Raw genomic sequence first — 16,479 nt, 5'->3', positions numbered from 1 at the left:
CGAAAGGTTATGGCGGCGTGACGGTACTGGTGACCGGCAGTTCCGGCCATCTCGGCGAGGCGCTGATGCGTACGTTGCAGGCGCAGCGGCGCAAGGCCATCGGCATTGACGTTCCGCCCGGCGTGTTTACGCACCGTTTGGGCTCGATCGCTGACCGCGCTTTCGTGCGCCGTTGCATGAAGGGCGTGACGACCGTGCTGCACGCCGCGACGCTGCACAAGCCGCATGTCGCGACCCACAGCCGCCAGGAATTTGTCGACGTCAACATATCAGGCACGCTTAATCTGCTCGAAGAGGCTGCCGCAGCCGGCGTCACGGCGTTTGTCTACACCAGCACCACAAGCGTCTTCGGCGAGGCGCTGGTGCCACCGCCGGGCGAGCCAGCGGCATGGATCACCGAAAACGTCACGGCGGTGCCGAAAAATATCTATGGCGTCACCAAGGCTGCCGCGGAGGATCTGTGCCAGCTCTTTGCGCGAAATCACGCGCTTCGCACCATCGTGCTGCGCACCTCGCGTTTCTTCCCTGAAGAGGATGACAATCGCGCGACACGCGAGGCCTACACCGACGCCAACATCAAGACCAACGAGTTCCTGTATCGCCGCGTCGATATCGAAGATGTGGTCAGCGCGCATCTGATGGCGGCCGACCGCGCGCCATCGGCCGGTTTCACGAAATACATCATCAGCGCCACCACGCCGTTCTCGCGTCACGACACGGCGGAACTGCGCAACGACGCGCCGCGTGTGGTCCGCCGTTACGTGCCGGAGTTTGAGGCTGAATTTGCGCGGCGCGGCTGGACGATGGTTCCAGGCATCGATCGCGTCTACGTCAACGACCGCGCACGTGCCGAACTCGGCTGGCAACCGCGCCATGATTTCCGCGCACTGATTGCGCGGCTGCGGGCCGGCGAGGATATCCGCAGTCCACTCGCGCGGGAGATTGGCAGCAAGGGCTATCACAACCGCGTCTTTCGCGAGGGACCCTACCCGGTAGAGTGAGCGCGGCGAGAGTATCCGGTGGACAAGCCGCGTGGATGCGCTAAACTGCCTGTTACACACCCTCTACACGTCTGGAATCAAACGCCGTCCAATCCCGGGCGGCGTTTTTATTTGTTGGCCTGTAGGGTGGGCAAAGCGAAGCGTGCCCACCATTCAAAGGCTATGGCTCGGAGAGATGGTGGGCACGTCGCTAGCGCTCCTTTGCCCACCCTACATGCTGGCGGGTCTCACGAAACGCAGCGCGGAGGGTTTCGACGTATTCCGTCAGCAGCCTCAACCGCCGGTCGGCAAGATTGACCGTAAAGAAGAAACAACCGCCGGGGATGAAATTGCGACGGTAACTGGTCATCTTCATTTACCCATGCGGTGAGGTGATGGGTTTCGCTTCGCTCTACCCATCCTACACGCTTACTTAGCGCGGCGTCTCCGCGAACGCGCCCAAAATCCGCGCCCAGGAGCGGATGCCCTTGTGATAGCTCCTGAGATCGTACTTCTCGTTCGGCGAATGGATGTTGTCGTCGTCGAGGCCGAAGCCGACCAGCACGGTGTCGAGGCCGAGCGTGCGCTTGAAATCCGCCACGATCGGGATCGAGGCGCCGGAGCCGATCAGGAGCGCTTCCTTGCCCCACTCGTCCGTCAGCGCGCGCTTGGCGGCGGCCAGCGGCTTCATGTTCCAGTCGAGCGCAATGGCCGGCGCGTTGGAGTGGTCGGTGAACTCGGCCTTGCAATCGGCAGGCACGCGCGCCCGAACGTAATCTCGGAAAGCCTTGCGGATCTTTTCCGGGTCTTGTCCCTCCACCAGGCGGAACGAAACTTTCGCGGAAGCTTCCGCCGGGATGACGGTCTTGGAGCCTTCCCCTGTATAACCGCCGATGATGCCGTTGATGTCGCAGGTCGGGCGCGAGGAAACCTGCTCGATCAGCAGGCGATCCTTTTCACCGGCCGGAATCGAAAGACCGATCGGCTTCAGGAATGACTCCGGCGTGAGGTTGAGGTTCTTCCACTGCGCCAGGATGTCCGGCGGCAGGTCCTTCACACCATCGTAGAATCCGGGAATGGTGATGTGGCCGTTCTCGTCATGCAGGCCGCCGAGAATGTTGGTCAGCACCCGGATCGGGTTGCGCGCGCCGCCGCCAAAAATGCCGGAATGCAGGTCGCGATTGGCAGCCTTGATCTTGACCTCGTCATAGACAAGCCCGCGCAGCGAAGTCGTGATCGCCGGCGTGTTCTGATCCCACATGCCGGTGTCGCAGACCAGCGCGAAGTCGGCCTTCAGGTCGGCCTTGTTCGCTTCCAGGAACGGCACGAAGTTCTTCGATCCGATTTCCTCTTCACCTTCGATAATGATGGTGATGTCGACCGGCAGCGAACCTGTGACCTTCTTCCAGGCGCGGCAGGCCTCGACGAAAGTCATCAACTGGCCCTTGTCGTCCTCCGCACCGCGCGCGACGATGATCTTGCGGCCGTCGGCATGGTCGGTGACGACGGGCTCGAACGGCGGCCGGTGCCACAGATTGAGCGGATCGACCGGCTGCACATCGTAATGCCCGTAGAACAGAACGTGCGGCCGGCCGTCGGTGCTGCCATTGAGCTTGGCAACGATCGCCGGATGCCCAGCCGTCGGCCTCACCTCGGCCTTGAAGCCGAGTGTGGCGATATCCTTCGCCAGATGATCGGCGGCCGCCTTGCAATCGCCGACAAAAGCCGGATCGGCCGAGATCGACTTGATCCGCAACAGCGCGAACAGCCGCTCGAGACTGTTGTCGAAATCGGCGTCGATGTGATCGAGGACCGGCTGAATCTTGGCGTTGGACATGGCTTGCTATCCCTGGCTGTGAGCCTTGTTGTTAGCGTCAAGTTGTAGCTTGCCCGCGGCCTGAGGCAAGGCAACATCCGCGGCAGGCGGATGCAATATGTGCCAGACCAGCCCCGCCGCGAGCAGGATGGTGGCGGCGAGATTGTTGCCATAGGCCTGCAGATCAACAGGGAACAGCGGCAGCGACAGGCACAGCAACCCGCCCGCGACGGCGAGCAACGTCCATGTCCCGGTTTTGACCGCCGGGCGCGGATCGTAAGCGGCGCGGTGGACCAAAACAGTGATTGGGAAGAACAGCCACAGGAAGTAGTATTGCCGGGCCAGCGGCGAAGCTACCGTGATCAGGCAAAACAGGATGCCGATCTCTTCGGCATCCGACCGTTCCGTGCGGCGCGAGGCCGGCGGCATGACAGCGAGATAGCCGAGCCCGATCGCGAGCGAGATCGCCACCACGATCCAGTTCGCCGTCCTGAAATCGACGTCGATGATGTTCATCGTGCGCACGGGCTTGGCCGGATTGTCCTGGTTGTAGTTGACCGGCCGCGTCAGCCGGTGCGTCACCGCGATGATCGACTGGTTGACCCACGACCAGTTCTGCGTGTCGCGCTGCCCGAACCCCTTCTCCGAACTCGAACCCACCATGCCCTGGTACCAGGTCCTCAGTTCCGTGAAATTGTGCTGGAAGCCGCGAAACGGCGCCGGCAGCACGAACAGAAACAGGCCGATGAAAACCAGCATGCTCGCGGCTGCCGCCCACTGTCTTCGCCACACCAGATAAGGCAACACCGCGACCGGAAACACCTTGATCGCGGTAGCGAGCGCGAACATGCTTCCCGCCATCCAGCCACGGTGATCGCGCAGCAGCCAGAATCCGTAGAGCATCAGCGCCAGCAGCAGCAAGTTCGGTTGGCCGAGGTCGAACATGTCGAACACGAAGGTGACGGTGACGAAGCCGGGCAATGCTTCCAGCCATGGCCCGGGCTTATGTCCTGATCCCGCCATCGCGTGCGAGAATTGCGCCGTCATCCACCACGCGACGATGTTAAGAAACGACAGGCAGAGATAGAGCGGGATCTTGCCGAACCAGCTCGGGATCGCCAGCAGCACCGCCGACAGCGGCGGATAGATGAATTCGAAATAGGCGGCGGGGTTGTCAGGGTAGAGATTCTTGCCCTGCAACACCTGCTGACCGGCCCAGAACCAGAGCGGATAGTCCTTGGTCTTGCCGTTGCCCCAGAGTTCCGGGACGAGGACATCGGCGGTCAAAGCGATGCAACATACCAGAAACAGGATATCGAGCGGCCTTCGTAGCGACGGATATCTCAGCACACGCTCGTTCCGGATTCAGAGGAGATTACGTCGCAGCTCTTCACGCGAACCGATTAACACCTTCGCTCGAAAAAGTCCTAGCGCCGCAGCAAGCCGCCGAGCGCGCCGCGCACCAGCGCGCGACCAACTGAACCGCCGAGCGAGCCACCAACCGATTTGCCGAGATCGGCGACGATGCCGCCGACCACCTTGTTGGTGACGGACCGCGTAACGTCTCGTGCAATCACCTGGCCGGTCGACAGCCTGCCGCGCCTGACGTTGGTGCCGAAGATCGTGCCGACGATCGAACCGATCTGGCCGAGAATGCCGCCACCGCCACCATCCTGCCCCTCCGCAGGCGCCGCCGTCGTGGCTACCCGCTTCTGCAGCATCTCGTAGGCGGATTCGGCGTCGACCGCGGTGTCGTATTTGCCTTTGACCGGGCTCTTGCCCATGATCGCCTTGCGCTCTTCCGGCGTGATCGGCCCGATCCGCGCCGTCGGCGGCCGGATCATGACGCGCTCGACCATGGTCGGCGTACCACCACCTTCAAGGAACGACACCAGCGCCTCGCCCTTGCCGAGCTCCATGATGACGCGAGCGGTGTCGAGCTTGGGGTTCGGCCGGAAGGTCTGCGCCGCCGCATTCACTGCCTTCTGGTCACGCGGCGTGAAGGCGCGCAGCGCGTGCTGCACGCGGTTGCCTAACTGCGCCAACACCTTGTCCGGCACGTCGATCGGGTTTTGCGTGACGAAATAGACGCCGACGCCCTTGGAGCGGATCAGGCGGACCACCTGCTCGATCTTGTCGAGCAATGCCTTCGGCGCATCGTTGAACAACAGATGCGCCTCGTCGAAGAAAAAGACCAGTTTCGGCTTCGGCAGGTCGCCGGCTTCCGGCAGCTCTTCGAACAGCTCCGACAGCATCCACAGCAGAAACGTCGCGTAGAGCCTCGGGTTCTGCATCAGCTTGTCGGCGACCAGAATGTTGACCATTCCCCGGCCGTCGCTATCGGTCTTCATGAAGTCTTTCAGCAAAAGCGCCGGCTCGCCGAAGAATTTAGTGCCGCCCTGGTTTTCCAGCACCAGAAGCTGGCGCTGAATGGTGCCGATCGTTGCCTTGCTGACATTGCCGTAACTCTGCGCGGCCTTTCGGATTTCGGCCAGCTCATCCTCCTCGGCATCCGGCCCCCTTTTGCCGCCGGCGGGCGCGATCGCATCCAGCAGCGACCGCAGATCCTTCATGTCGATCAGCGTCAGGCCGTTTTCATCCGCCACACGGAACGCGACGTTGAGGACGCCTTCCTGCACGTCGTTCAGGTCGAGCATTCGCGACAGCAAAAGCGGTCCCATTTCCGTGACCGTGGCGCGAACCGGATGGCCCTGCTCGCCGAACACGTCCCAGAACACGGTCGAGAACTGGTCGGGCTGGAAATTGAGGCCCATCTCGCCGGCGCGTTTGAGGATGAAGTCCTTGGCCTCGCCGATCTCGGAAATTCCGGACAGATCGCCCTTGATATCGGCCGCGAACACGGGAACACCGGCACGGGCAAAGCCCTCCGCCATCACCTGCAGCGACACGGTCTTGCCGGTGCCGGTCGCTCCGGTGACGAGGCCATGCCGATTGGCAAGCGCCAGCGTCAGCCAAGCCGTCTGTTCGCCCTTTCCGATGAAGATCTTCTCTTCGGTATCGGCCGTCTTGTTATCGGAAGTCGCCATCGCATCGCCTCTTCGCGCGCCGGGGGATTTGGTGGGCGATCATATCGCATCCTGCCCGCCGATTGAAACCGTCGGCGGTACATACGTGAGCATTCGCCCGCCTCTTCGTTCATGCTTCTCATACTTTTTTCCAACCTTCGGCAGAAAAATCGAGAGCGCAGCGCAACAAGTCAGCGTGGATCCGGCCTTCACTCTTGCATTGCTGCAACACTCGCGACTCGATCTAGGCCTTCGCACGCGCGGATCGCTTGTATTTCAGGTCGCAGGCGCTCAAGATCAATTTGCAAGCAGACGACCCGGTAAAGCCGGTTTGGGGACGGGGCAAATATGGACGAACTGGTAGGGCGACTGGCCTCCAAGGCCGGTATCGATCGCGCTGTCGCTGAAAAAACCATCGGCATCGTTCTGGGTTTTCTCCGCACCGAGGGCCCCTCCGACAAGGTTCAGGCCCTGATCGACCAAATTCCGGGTGCCGAGGCTGCGATTGCGGCTTCCAGCAGCAATAGCGGATTCGCGCGGCTGATGGGCGGAGGCTTGATGGCGGTTGGCACCAGGCTGATGGCGCTCGGTCTTGGCATGAGCGAAATTCAAAGCGTGGCGCGTGAACTTTTCAGGTTCGGTCGCGACAAAATCGGAGCAGATCAAATGGGCGAAATCATTTCGGGGACACCGGGCCTCAGCCAGTTCGCATAGTCAACTTGGTGAGCACATTCGGCCCGGGCACATTCTCTTTTCATCTGGTATCATGACTTATCCCCTTTCCGAGATCGACGGCCTGACCGCCTACTCTGCCTCGAAACTGAAATCGTTGGGCATTCGCACGACCGATGCGCTGCTGGAAGCCGCTCGCACCGTGAAAGGGCGCAAGTCGCTCGCAGCGAAGACCGGCATCAGCGAGCAGCAACTGCTGGAATGGGCCAATTTTTCCGACTACATGCGCATTCCCGGGATGGGCAAGGCCAAGGTAGGCCTGATGCGCGCCGCGGGCGTCACCACGGTACGCGAACTCGCCCATCGCAATCCGGCGCGACTCGCCCAGAACATGAAAGACGTGAACACGAAGTGCAAACTCGTCCGGGTTTTGCCCTCGGAGCGATCGGTCGAGCTACTGATCGAGCAGGCGCGCAAGCTGCCGCCCAAAATCAGCTATTGAAGATCAGCGACTGAAGCGCCCGGCCCGCCCCGCAGTGCCGGCTCTCACGCCTTGACTCGGCGGCGCGGACCGCGCAAAGCCACCGCATGATGGCAGCCCAGCCCAGACCTCCCGCTGCGTCCGGTCCGGCCGGTCAATCGGTGCTGCCTGCGCTGCTGTCCAAGCCCTATCCGGCGGTGATGGGCGTGCTGAATGTGACGCCCGATTCATTCTCGGACGGCGGTCAATTCGCTGCCCCAGAGCGGGCGTTGGCCCAGGCCCGGCGGATGATCGCCGAGGGCGCCGACATCATCGACATCGGCGCGGAATCGACCCGGCCCTACGGATCGGAACCGGTCTCGGCGGAAGACGAATTGAAGCGCCTGCAACCGGTACTGTCCGATGTCGTCGCGCTCGGCATTCCCGTGTCGATCGACAGCATGAAATCGGCCGTCGTCGCCTGGGCGCTCGATCAGGGCGCGACAATCGCCAACGATGTCTGGGGGCTGCAGCGCGATTCCGGCATGGCCGGGCTGGTCGCGGAGCGTGGCGCGCCGGTCATCATCATGCATAACCGCGAGCGTGCCGATCCTGCTGTAGACATCATGCAGGATATCGCCGCTTTCTTTGCGCGTTCGCTCGACATCGCAGCAAAAGCCGGAATTTCATCCGCCAACATCGTGCTCGACCCTGGCATCGGCTTTGGCAAGACGCCCGAGCAAAGCATGACCGCGCTGGCGCGGCTCGGCGAGTTGCAGTCGCTCGGCCTGCCGTTATTGGTCGGCGCCTCACGCAAGCGTTTCATCAGCACGGTGACGCCGTCGGAACCGCATCAGCGCCTCGGCGGCTCGATCGCCGCGCATCTGTTGGCGGCCCAGAACGGGGCGCGGATCATCCGGGCTCATGACGTCGCCGAAACCGTACAGGCACTGCGCGTGGCCACGGCAATCAGGGAACAGGGATGAGCGATACGATCTTCATCACCGGCGTCGTCATCCATGCCCGCCATGGCGTGATGGAGCATGAGACCAAAGTCGGGCAGAGGTTTGTGATCGATATCGAACTCTCCATCGATCTGTCGGAGTCCTCGCACACCGATCGGCTGTCCGACACTGTATCCTATGCCAGCGTGGTCGAGACCGCGACCGCCGCGTTCACGAACACCAATTACAAGCTTTTGGAGCGTGCGGCCGGCGCCGTTTCGGACGCGATTTTCGCGGCGTTCCCACGCGTCCATGCGGTCAAGGTCACCGTGCACAAGCCCCATGCGCCGATCGCCGAGATCTTCGAGGATGTCGGCGTGGTACTCATGCGCAAACGGCAATCGCCCTGACATGGCGGACGTGCTGATCGCGCTCGGCGGCAATGTCGGCGATGTCCGCGCGACGTTCAAAAAGGCCATCTCCAATATCTGCGGCATGACCCAGGCTGCGCTGCTCGCGCGTTCTTCTGACTACATCACCCCGCCCTGGGGCGAGGAGCACCAGGCGCCCTTCATCAACGCCTGCATCGAGATCGAAACCAGCCTCGATCCGCATGCGCTGCTGTTTACGCTGCACAAGATCGAGAAAAAGTTCGGCCGCGACCGCGCCCATGAGACGCGCTGGGGTCCGCGCACCCTCGACCTCGACCTGATCGCCTATGATGACGTTAGCCTCGACAAGCCGGAACTGACACTGCCGCATCCGCGGGCTTTCGAGCGCGCCTTTGTGCTGGTGCCGCTGGCCGAGATCGTTCCCGACCGTGTCATTGCGGGACGCCGCGTGCGGGATGCGCTGGCACAATTGTCGACCGAGGGGATTGAGCGGTTACCCGACCTCGATTGACCCCGAAACGACCCAAAACACCGTTTGGCTTGGCGGCCGCCCCGTGGCAATTTCCGGCCAAATCAAGAGACGACCAGGGATTAATGGGCCGGATGACTGATAATGATGAGCTGACATTGGCCGCGGAGTTTCCGCAAGCGACCTACGAGGATTGGCGCAAGCTGGTCGACGGGGTGCTGAAAGGCGCGCCGTTCGAGAAATTGGTCAGCAAGACGTCCGACGGGTTGAAAATCGATCCGATCTATCGCCGCGCGAAAGGCGCCACGCCGGCCGCCGGCCGTGCGGCCGCCGCGCCCTGGCAGGTTATGCAGCGGATCGATCATCCCGACGCAAAAGCGGCCAACGCGCAGGCACTGCATGATCTGGAGAACGGCGCCACCGGGCTGACGCTGGTGTTTGCCGGCGCCAATGGCGCCCACGGGTTTGGACTGGATCCTTCGGCCGAAGCCGTCGAAGCGGTTCTCGACGGCATTTATCTCGACGCAGGCATCAGTATCGAGCTGCAGATCGGTCCGCAGTCGCGCATGGCGGCCATTCACGTCGCCGAATACATCAAACGCAAAGGGCTTAATGCCACGGCCTGCGATATCCGTTTCGGTCTCGACCCGCTCGGATCCTGTGCGGTTTCGGGCGCCAGTCCCTATAGCTGGAACGAAATCGTGCCCGCGGTTACGAGTGCGATACAGGGCCTCACCGCCATGGGCTTCAAGGGACCGTTCGCGGCCGCCGATGGACGGGTGATCCACGATGCCGGCGGATCGGAAGCACAGGAGCTTGCATTCGTGCTCGCCTCCGGCGTCGCCTATCTGCGCGCGATCGAGCAAGCGGGAATCGCGCTCGAAGATGCGCAAGGGATGATCTACGCGCGGCTTGCCGCAGACGCGGACCAGTTCCTGACGTTGGCAAAATTCCGCGCGCTGCGGCTGTTGTGGGCGCGGATCGAGCAGGCCTGCGGGCTGACGTCAAAACCGCTGTTCATCGCCGCCGATACCGCTTGGCGCATGCTGACGCAGCGCGACCCTTATGTGAACATGCTGCGCGCGACGATGGCGACCTTCTCCGCCGGCCTCGGCGGCGCCAACGCCATCACCGTATTGCCGCACACGCTGGCGCTGGGGCTGCCTGATCCGTTCGCACGGCGCGTGGCGCGCAACACGCAACTGGTGCTTTTGGAAGAATCCAATCTCGCCAAGGTGAGCGATCCGGCAGCCGGCTCCGGCGGCATCGAAGCGCTGACGTGGCAACTCTGCGAAGCTGCATGGTCGCTGTTCCAGGAAATTGAGAAGGCCGGTGGCCTGTTCTCCGCGCTCGAACAAAATGTCATCCAGCGCAAGGTCGCCGTAACCCGCGAGGCGCGCGAGGCCAAAATCGCCAAGCGACGCGACGTGCTGACCGGCGCCAGCGAATTCCCGAACCTGCATGAGGACGAAATCGCCGTGCTGGAAGCTGCGCCAATCGCGCTGCCGCCCTATGGCGAGGCAAAGTTCAAATTCGATCCGCTGCATCCGATGCGGCTGGCCGCGCCGTTCGAGGCACTGCGGGACAAATCGGACGAAAAGCTCAAGGCGTCGGGCGCGCGGCCGAAAATCTTTCTCGCCAACCTCGGCACACCAGCCGCTTTCACGGCGCGTGCGACCTTTGCCAAGAGCTTCTTCGAGACTGGCGGAATCGAGGCGCTGGACACTCAGGGGTTTGCCGACCCGGCGGCGCTTGCCAATGCCTTCGCGGCGTCCGGCGCGGCAATGGCTTGTCTGTGTTCCTCCGACAAGGTGTACGCGGAACACGCTGAACACTCCGCCAAGGCCCTTCAAGCCGCTGGCGCCAAGCATATCTATCTGGCAGGGCGGCCCGGCACACAGGAGGCCGCGCTGCGTTCCGCCGGCGTCGGCGATTTCATCTTTGCCGGCGGCAACGCGCTGGCGATGCTGCGGGAAGCCTGGCAGCGGATGGAGCGAGTATGACGGAAACCAACCACAAGACGGTCCTGACCGGCGGCTGCCAGTGTGGCGCCATCCGCTTTGCGGTGTCGAAAGTGCCGCCCAAGGTCAGCATCTGCCATTGCCGGATGTGCCAGAAGGCATCGGGTGCGCCCTTCGCCTCCCTCGCCGATATCGAGCACGAGCATTTCACCTGGACCCGCGGCAAGCCGGCGACGTTCCAGTCGTCCTCCATCGCCGAGCGAGATTTCTGCGCGGCCTGCGGCACGCCCCTAACCTACCGGCTGATTGGCGGCCCCCGGATCGAGATCATGACCGGCGCGTTCGACCGCCCAGACCTGGTCGTGCCGACCCGGCAATATGGCACCGAATCCCGGCTCGGCTGGGTGGTCGGCATCGCCAACCTGCCGAGCCAGACCACGCAGCAGAATTACGGCCCGGAGAAGATGGCGACCATCACGAGCCACCAGCATCCGGACCATGATTAGGGGTGGCGATCTCGGCCAGCCAGATATGGTATAATGGGTAACATGAGCCGCATACCGAACTTTGCGAATATCGCCTTTGAACCCACCGCGCCCGCGCAGCCCGCCGGCAATGCCGAGCCGTGGCTGACGCCGGAGGGCATTCCGGTGAAGCCCGGCTATAGCGAGGCCGATCTCGAAGGCATCGATTTCCTGGAGACCTGGCCGGGCAGCGCGCCCTATCTGCGCGGCCCCTACCCGACCATGTATGTCAACCAGCCCTGGACCATCAGGCAATATGCCGGCTTCTCCACGGCAGAGGATTCCAACGCATTCTACCGCCGTAATCTCGCGGCCGGGCAAAAGGGCCTTTCGGTCGCGTTCGACCTCGCTACCCACCGCGGCTACGATTCCGATCATCCGCGCGTCTCCGGCGACGTCGGCATGGCCGGCGTTGCGATCGATTCCATCTACGACATGCGCACGCTGTTTGCGGGCATTCCGCTCGACCAGATGAGCGTGTCGATGACCATGAACGGCGCGGTGCTGCCGATCCTCGCGCTGTTCGTCGCAGCCGCCGAGGAACAGGGCGTTCCGCCCGAGAAATTGTCAGGCACCATTCAGAACGACATTCTGAAAGAGTTCATGGTGCGCAACACCTACATCTATCCGCCGGCGCCCTCGATGCGGATCATCTCCGACATCTTTGCCTACACCTCGCAGCGGATGCCGAAGTACAATTCGATCTCGATCTCCGGCTATCACATGCAGGAAGCTGGAGCTACGCAGGATCTCGAGCTCGCCTATACGCTGGCCGATGGCGTCGAATACCTACGCGCCGGGCTTGCGGCGGGCCTCGACGTCGACCGCTTCGCGCCGCGGCTGTCGTTCTTCTGGGCGATCGGCATGAACTTCTTCATGGAAGTCGCCAAGATGCGCGCCGCGCGGCTGCTCTGGGCAAAACTGTTGAAGCAGTTCAACCCGAAAGACCCGCGCTCGCTGTCGCTGCGCACGCATTGCCAGACCTCCGGCTGGTCGCTGACCGCGCAGGACGTCTTCAACAACGTGATGCGCACCACCATCGAGGCGATGGCGGCGACGCAAGGCCATACCCAGTCGCTGCACACCAATGCGCTCGACGAGGCGCTCGCGCTGCCGACGGATTTTTCGGCCCGCATCGCCCGCAACACGCAATTGTTCCTGCAGCAGGAAAGCGGCACCAACCGCATCATCGATCCCTGGGGCGGCTCCTATTACGTCGAGCGGCTGACGCGCGATCTTGCGTCCAAGGCCTGGGGCCATATCCAGGAAGTCGAGGCGCTTGGCGGCATGGCGAAGGCGATCGAGGCCGGTGTGCCCAAACTGCGGATCGAAGAAGCTTCCGCCAAGACGCAGGCGCGGATCGATGCCGGCAAGCAGGCCGTGATCGGCGTCAATAAGTACAAGCCGGTCAACGAAGCGCCGATCGACGTGCTCAAGGTGGAAAACTCCACCGTGCGGCGGCTGCAGATCGACAAGTTGAAGCGGCTGCGCTCCGAGCGCGACCAGAAGGAAGTCGATTCTGCACTGGCCGCGCTGACGCGCAGCGCCGGCGAAGGCAACGGCAATTTGCTGGCGCTGGCGATCGACGCGGCGCGGGCGAAAGCCACCGTCGGCGAAATTTCGGACGCGATGGAAAAGGTGTTCGGGCGGCACCGCGCCGAGATCAAATCCATCACCGGCGTCTACAAGCGGGAGGCGTCCGCCATGTCCAACCGGGTCGAAAAAGTGCAGGCGCTGATCGATGCGTTCGAGACTGCCGAGGGCCGCCGGCCCCGCATCCTCGTCGCCAAGATCGGACAGGACGGCCACGACCGCGGCCAGAAAGTGATCGCATCCGCCTTTGCCGATGTCGGCTTCGACGTCGATATCGGGCCGCTATTCGCCACCGCCGACGAAGCGGCGCGGCAGGCCGTGGAGAACGACGTGCACATTCTCGGCGTCTCCTCGCTGGCAGCCGCGCATCTCACCGCCGTGCCGGAGCTCAAGGCCGCACTGAAGAAGCATGGCCGCGAGGACATCATGATCATCATCGGCGGCGTCGTCCCGCCGCAGGATTATGACGCGCTCTATGCGGCCGGCGCCGAAGCGATCTTCCCGCCCGGCACCGTAATCTCGGACGCCGCCGAGGAGCTGATCCACAAGCTCAACGCCCGGCTCGGCCATAGCGAGGCGGCGGAATAGTCCTCCGCTGTTTCAAGCTTTTCCAAAGGATCGCTCTTGCGCGGCATTGCATTCCTCACCCGGACAATCGGTTTGGCCGGCGCCCTCGCATGTACTGTGGCGCTGGGCATGGCGTCTGCCGCCGAGCCCAAGCCGGACTTCGCCATCAAGACCAAATGGCTCGAGGCCAGCGTCTTCCTCGACGCCAAGATCAAGGCCGATCCAGCGCTGGCGGCGAACTGCCTGGCGGAGGGAAGCGCGTGGGCGCAGAAGAACCGCGCCGATGCCGACAAGGAACGCAAGCAGGACCCGGACCTGTTCCGCAACGCGTGGTCATATGAACGGAAATACGAGACGCGGTCGGTGGCCGATGGCCGCTATGTCAGCATCGTCAGGGCCGATTACGAATATACAGGCGGCGCGCATCCCAACAGCTCGTCGGACACGATCCTGTGGGATAAGTCAGCGGGCAAGCGCATCAGCATCCGTCCGTTCTTCACCGAAACGGCCGACAACGGCCCCACGCTGAAAGCGATGCGGCAAGGCGTCATTGCCTCCCTCACGGCCGAGAAAAAGAAACGCGGCGCGGAAGACACGGACGCCAGCGCCATCGAGGGTATCGAATCGAAGCTTCTCAAGATCGGCCCGATCGCGCTGGCGCCATCGACTGAGGAAGGCAAGAGCTCCGGCCTGAACTTCTACTACCCACCTTACGCGGTCGGCTCCTATGCCGAAGGCGAGTATGTCGCCTTCGTGCCGTGGGAGACGTTGAAGCCATATCTGACGCCGGAGGGCGCCAGAATTTTCGGCGGCGCGCGACCGAAGGAGGACGAAGACCGGCCGCACTGACGGCGGATCAAGCAGCAAGGCGCTCGAGCGACCGTTCGAGCGAATGCGTCCAATCCGGAATCCATGACTCGAACAACGCTTGCCAGCGATCGGCATCCTGCGGCGCGGTGTCGAGCTTCACGAACCATTCGATGAAGGTCCGGTTGCCCTCGACGACCGGAAGCAGGTGCATCGTTCCCTCATAGCGCACCGGCGTGGGTGCGTCCGGAGTAAGCCCGGCGGGAAACGGCAGCGGCTCGATGCCCGCATAGGTCAGCGAATGCGCTTCATCGGAGTGGCCCGCCAGCCGTTGCCTGATCCAGTTGCCGAGATAGCAGAAGCGCCTGACCGCGCCGATTTCGTCGCCGCCCTTGTCATCCTCGATCACGCTCTCACTGACCCCTTCGATATAGGCCGGATAATTGTTGAAATCGCGGATCAGGGCCCACACGGTTTCCATGGGATGGTCCAGCACGGTGCTGTAATAGGCTGTCGTCATGGCTCTCTCTTCGCAATTGATCGCGGCGCGATGACTGGGCCGCACATGGATACCTATTCCGGGTGGCCCGATCGCCGCCACCCGATTTCCGGCTGTGGCGAGATGCCTCCCGGCGGCGATCCCCATCATCCGCCAATGCCTTGCGACCCCAACGTAAAGCCGCCTAGAATGTCTCATCACAAGAGCGCCCGGCATCACGGACGCCGCAGGGAGGACCATCAATGTCCAAAAAGATCACGCGCCGCACCTTTGCGGCTTCATCCGCTGTTGCCGCGGCCGTCGCAGGCTTCGGTTTCAAGCCGGCTTTGGCGCAGGCCTATCCGGCCCGGCCGGTGACCGTGATCGTGCCCTGGGGTGCCGGCGGCGGTACTGATGCGACCGCGCGCATTGTCGCGGCGCTGTTGGAAAAGGATCTCGGCCAGCCGTTCAACGTGGTCAACCGCACCGGCGGCTCCGGCGTGGTCGGCCATTCCGCGATCGCGACCGCACAGCCCGACGGCTACACCATCGGCATGCTGACGGTGGAAATCTCGATGATGCACTGGCAGGGGCTCACCGAACTGGCGCCAAAGAGCTATACGCCGCTGGCGCTGATGAACGAGGATCCGCCCGGCATCCAGGTCAGTTCCACCTCGCCCTACAAGACCGTGAAGGAACTGGCGGATGCGATCAAGGCCGCCCCCGCCGGCAAGTTCAAGGCCTCCGGCACTGGCCAGGGCGGCATTTGGCATCTCGCGCTGGTCGGCTGGATGCAGGCGATGGGACTTGCCCCCAATCACGTGGCCTGGGTGCCGTCGAACGGCGCCGCGCCCGCGATGCAGGATCTGGCTGCCGGAGGTCTCGACCTCACCACCTGCTCGGTGCCGGAAGCCCGCGCGATCATCGAGGCCGGCAAGGCGCGCAGCCTCGCCGTCATGGCTACGGCCCGCAATCCCGCATTCCCGGACGTGCCGACGCTGAAGGAAGCGATGGGCATCGACTATTCGACCGGCGCGTGGCGCGGCATTGCCGGCCCCAAGGGCCTGCCCGCCGACGTGGCCACGAAACTCACCGCGTCGCTGAAGAAGGTCTACGACTCCAAGGAGTTCAAGGATTTCATGAGCAATCGCGGCTTTGGAACGGTGTGGGGCGATGCGGCGCAGTTCGCCGCGTTCATGGATAAGGGCGACGCCCAGATGGGCGTGGCGATGAAGGCCGCCGGCCTCTCCAAGGCCTGATCTTGATCGGCTGACATCGCCCGATATCCGCGGAGCCAGTTCATGCGTCTACCCGATCGCGTCACGGGATTGTTTCTCGTTGGCCTCGGCGCGGCTGCCGCCTATGGCGGCTGGCAGTTGCCGCCGGTGCCCGGCCAGCCGGTCGGGCCCAATGTCTTTCCGCTGGTGATCGGAACGGGCCTGGCCCTTTGCGGGCTCGCGATTGCATTCGGGATCGGCCGCAGCTTCGAAGAAGAAGAACACCTTATTCCGGTCGAGGGCGGCCAACCGACGCCCCCGAGCGGAAAGCTCTATGGCCTGCGCGCTTTGCTCCCGCCGGCACTGTTGCTGTTCTACGTGGCGATCGCCGACCGGCTCGGCTTCATCCTCACGGCGGCGATGATCGTCTACGTGACCTCGACCGCGCTCGGCGCCCGCTGGAAGGTCGCACTGCCGCTCGCGCTGCTGGCGCCGATCGGCATCCACCTGATTTTCTCAAAATTGCTGCGCGTGCCGCTGCCGCCCGGCGTTTTGCCGATGCCCTGGTGATCG

General features: G+C 63.2%; 16 protein-coding genes and 1 pseudogene. 12 read left to right on the top strand and 5 right to left on the bottom strand.

Going from position 1 to position 16,479, the window contains the following annotated elements:
* Positions 1 to 17: 17 nt before the first annotated feature.
* Positions 18 to 1,001, top strand: coding sequence for an NAD-dependent epimerase/dehydratase family protein (locus V1277_RS24850; RefSeq protein ID WP_334418556.1), 984 nt, complete (start codon positions 18 to 20; stop codon positions 999 to 1,001).
* A 217-nt stretch (positions 1,002 to 1,218) separates the two neighbouring features.
* Here the strand turns inward: V1277_RS24850 and V1277_RS24845 are convergent.
* The 4 genes and pseudogenes from V1277_RS24845 to V1277_RS24830 form a co-directional block, all read right to left on the bottom strand.
* Positions 1,219 to 1,350 (bottom strand): annotated as a pseudogene (locus V1277_RS24845) (REP-associated tyrosine transposase); the annotation flags it as partial.
* Positions 1,351 to 1,413: 63 nt separating this feature from the next.
* Positions 1,414 to 2,817, bottom strand: a complete 1,404-nt coding sequence (locus tag V1277_RS24840; protein WP_334418554.1) for a M20/M25/M40 family metallo-hydrolase — start codon at positions 2,815 to 2,817, stop codon at positions 1,414 to 1,416.
* Positions 2,818 to 2,823: 6 nt separating this feature from the next.
* Positions 2,824 to 4,146 carry a glycosyltransferase family 87 protein gene (locus V1277_RS24835; RefSeq protein WP_334418553.1) on the bottom strand — a complete coding sequence of 441 codons (1,323 nt, stop codon included), beginning with the start codon at positions 4,144 to 4,146 and terminating at the stop codon, positions 2,824 to 2,826.
* 77 nt (positions 4,147 to 4,223) lie between these two features.
* A complete protein-coding gene (locus tag V1277_RS24830) occupies positions 4,224 to 5,843 on the bottom strand; it encodes a helicase HerA-like domain-containing protein (RefSeq protein WP_334418552.1) in 1,620 nt (539 codons plus the stop codon).
* A 327-nt stretch (positions 5,844 to 6,170) separates the two neighbouring features.
* Between V1277_RS24830 and V1277_RS24825 the strand changes: the two genes are divergently transcribed.
* The 9 genes from V1277_RS24825 (at position 6,171) to V1277_RS24785 (ending at position 14,253) form a co-directional block, all read left to right on the top strand.
* Entirely contained in the window at positions 6,171 to 6,536 is a 366-nt protein-coding gene (locus V1277_RS24825; RefSeq protein ID WP_334418551.1) for a DUF2267 domain-containing protein, read from the top strand.
* A gap of 52 nt (positions 6,537 to 6,588) precedes the next feature.
* Positions 6,589 to 6,996, top strand: a complete 408-nt coding sequence (locus V1277_RS24820; RefSeq protein ID WP_334376443.1) for a DUF4332 domain-containing protein — start codon at positions 6,589 to 6,591, stop codon at positions 6,994 to 6,996.
* An 86-nt stretch (positions 6,997 to 7,082) separates the two neighbouring features.
* Positions 7,083 to 7,940, top strand: a complete 858-nt coding sequence (gene folP / locus V1277_RS24815; protein WP_334418550.1) for a dihydropteroate synthase — start codon at positions 7,083 to 7,085, stop codon at positions 7,938 to 7,940.
* On the top strand, positions 7,937 to 8,308 hold the full coding sequence (gene folB / locus V1277_RS24810; RefSeq protein WP_334418549.1) for a dihydroneopterin aldolase: 372 nt from the start codon (positions 7,937 to 7,939) through the stop codon (positions 8,306 to 8,308). The genes folP and folB overlap by 4 nt, the downstream gene beginning before the upstream one ends.
* A gap of 1 nt (position 8,309) precedes the next feature.
* Entirely contained in the window at positions 8,310 to 8,801 is a 492-nt protein-coding gene (folK, locus tag V1277_RS24805) for a 2-amino-4-hydroxy-6-hydroxymethyldihydropteridine diphosphokinase (protein ID WP_334418548.1), read from the top strand.
* A 92-nt stretch (positions 8,802 to 8,893) separates the two neighbouring features.
* The gene (locus V1277_RS24800; protein WP_442894516.1) at positions 8,894 to 10,762 is read left to right on the top strand and encodes a methylmalonyl-CoA mutase family protein; all 1,869 of its coding nucleotides are present in this window, start codon (positions 8,894 to 8,896) and stop codon (positions 10,760 to 10,762) included.
* Positions 10,759 to 11,226 (top strand): GFA family protein, encoded by a 468-nt coding sequence (locus tag V1277_RS24795; protein ID WP_334418546.1) that lies wholly within the window; start codon positions 10,759 to 10,761, stop codon positions 11,224 to 11,226. Before V1277_RS24800 ends, V1277_RS24795 begins: the two co-directional genes overlap by 4 nt.
* Positions 11,227 to 11,268: 42 nt before the next feature.
* Positions 11,269 to 13,425, top strand: a complete 2,157-nt coding sequence (gene scpA, locus V1277_RS24790) for a methylmalonyl-CoA mutase (protein WP_334418545.1) — start codon at positions 11,269 to 11,271, stop codon at positions 13,423 to 13,425.
* A gap of 108 nt (positions 13,426 to 13,533) precedes the next feature.
* Positions 13,534 to 14,253: a DUF3298 and DUF4163 domain-containing protein gene (locus V1277_RS24785; RefSeq protein ID WP_334418544.1), complete on the top strand. Its 720-nt coding sequence runs from the start codon at positions 13,534 to 13,536 to the stop codon at positions 14,251 to 14,253.
* Between the two features lie 7 nt (positions 14,254 to 14,260).
* Here V1277_RS24785 and V1277_RS24780 read toward each other — a convergent pair whose 3' ends face one another.
* Positions 14,261 to 14,731, bottom strand: coding sequence for an SRPBCC family protein (locus tag V1277_RS24780; RefSeq protein WP_334418543.1), 471 nt, complete (start codon positions 14,729 to 14,731; stop codon positions 14,261 to 14,263).
* Positions 14,732 to 14,952: 221 nt separating this feature from the next.
* Between V1277_RS24780 and V1277_RS24775 the strand changes: the two genes are divergently transcribed.
* Both V1277_RS24775 and V1277_RS24770 read left to right on the top strand, forming a co-directional pair.
* Positions 14,953 to 15,948, top strand: coding sequence for a tripartite tricarboxylate transporter substrate binding protein (locus V1277_RS24775; RefSeq protein ID WP_334418542.1), 996 nt, complete (start codon positions 14,953 to 14,955; stop codon positions 15,946 to 15,948).
* A gap of 42 nt (positions 15,949 to 15,990) precedes the next feature.
* On the top strand, positions 15,991 to 16,476 hold the full coding sequence (locus tag V1277_RS24770; protein WP_334418541.1) for a tripartite tricarboxylate transporter TctB family protein: 486 nt from the start codon (positions 15,991 to 15,993) through the stop codon (positions 16,474 to 16,476).
* The last annotated feature ends 3 nt before the right edge of the window (positions 16,477 to 16,479 follow it).

Origin of the sequence: Bradyrhizobium sp. AZCC 1588 (genome assembly GCF_036924735.1) — a bacterium.
Lineage (GTDB): Bacteria > Pseudomonadota > Alphaproteobacteria > Rhizobiales > Xanthobacteraceae > Bradyrhizobium.
This window is presented reverse-complemented; position numbering and strand designations above follow the sequence as displayed.

Bases quoted from the DNA above. Each gene is read 5' to 3' on its own strand.
- V1277_RS24840 (WP_334418554.1), bottom strand. From the start codon at position 2,817: ATGTCCAACGCCAAGATTCAGCCGGTCCTCGATCACATCGACGCCGAT.
- V1277_RS24830 (WP_334418552.1), bottom strand. From the start codon at position 5,843: ATGGCGACTTCCGATAACAAGACGGCCGATACCGAAGAGAAGATCTTC.
- V1277_RS24825 (WP_334418551.1), top strand. From the start codon at position 6,171: ATGGACGAACTGGTAGGGCGACTGGCCTCCAAGGCCGGTATCGATCGC.
- V1277_RS24820 (WP_334376443.1), top strand. From the start codon at position 6,589: ATGACTTATCCCCTTTCCGAGATCGACGGCCTGACCGCCTACTCTGCC.
- folP (WP_334418550.1), top strand. From the start codon at position 7,083: ATGATGGCAGCCCAGCCCAGACCTCCCGCTGCGTCCGGTCCGGCCGGT.
- folB (WP_334418549.1), top strand. From the start codon at position 7,937: ATGAGCGATACGATCTTCATCACCGGCGTCGTCATCCATGCCCGCCAT.
- folK (WP_334418548.1), top strand. From the start codon at position 8,310: ATGGCGGACGTGCTGATCGCGCTCGGCGGCAATGTCGGCGATGTCCGC.
- V1277_RS24800 (WP_442894516.1), top strand. From the start codon at position 8,894: ATGACTGATAATGATGAGCTGACATTGGCCGCGGAGTTTCCGCAAGCG.
- V1277_RS24795 (WP_334418546.1), top strand. From the start codon at position 10,759: ATGACGGAAACCAACCACAAGACGGTCCTGACCGGCGGCTGCCAGTGT.
- scpA (WP_334418545.1), top strand. From the start codon at position 11,269: ATGAGCCGCATACCGAACTTTGCGAATATCGCCTTTGAACCCACCGCG.
- V1277_RS24785 (WP_334418544.1), top strand. From the start codon at position 13,534: ATGGCGTCTGCCGCCGAGCCCAAGCCGGACTTCGCCATCAAGACCAAA.
- V1277_RS24780 (WP_334418543.1), bottom strand. From the start codon at position 14,731: ATGACGACAGCCTATTACAGCACCGTGCTGGACCATCCCATGGAAACC.
- V1277_RS24775 (WP_334418542.1), top strand. From the start codon at position 14,953: ATGTCCAAAAAGATCACGCGCCGCACCTTTGCGGCTTCATCCGCTGTT.
- V1277_RS24770 (WP_334418541.1), top strand. From the start codon at position 15,991: ATGCGTCTACCCGATCGCGTCACGGGATTGTTTCTCGTTGGCCTCGGC.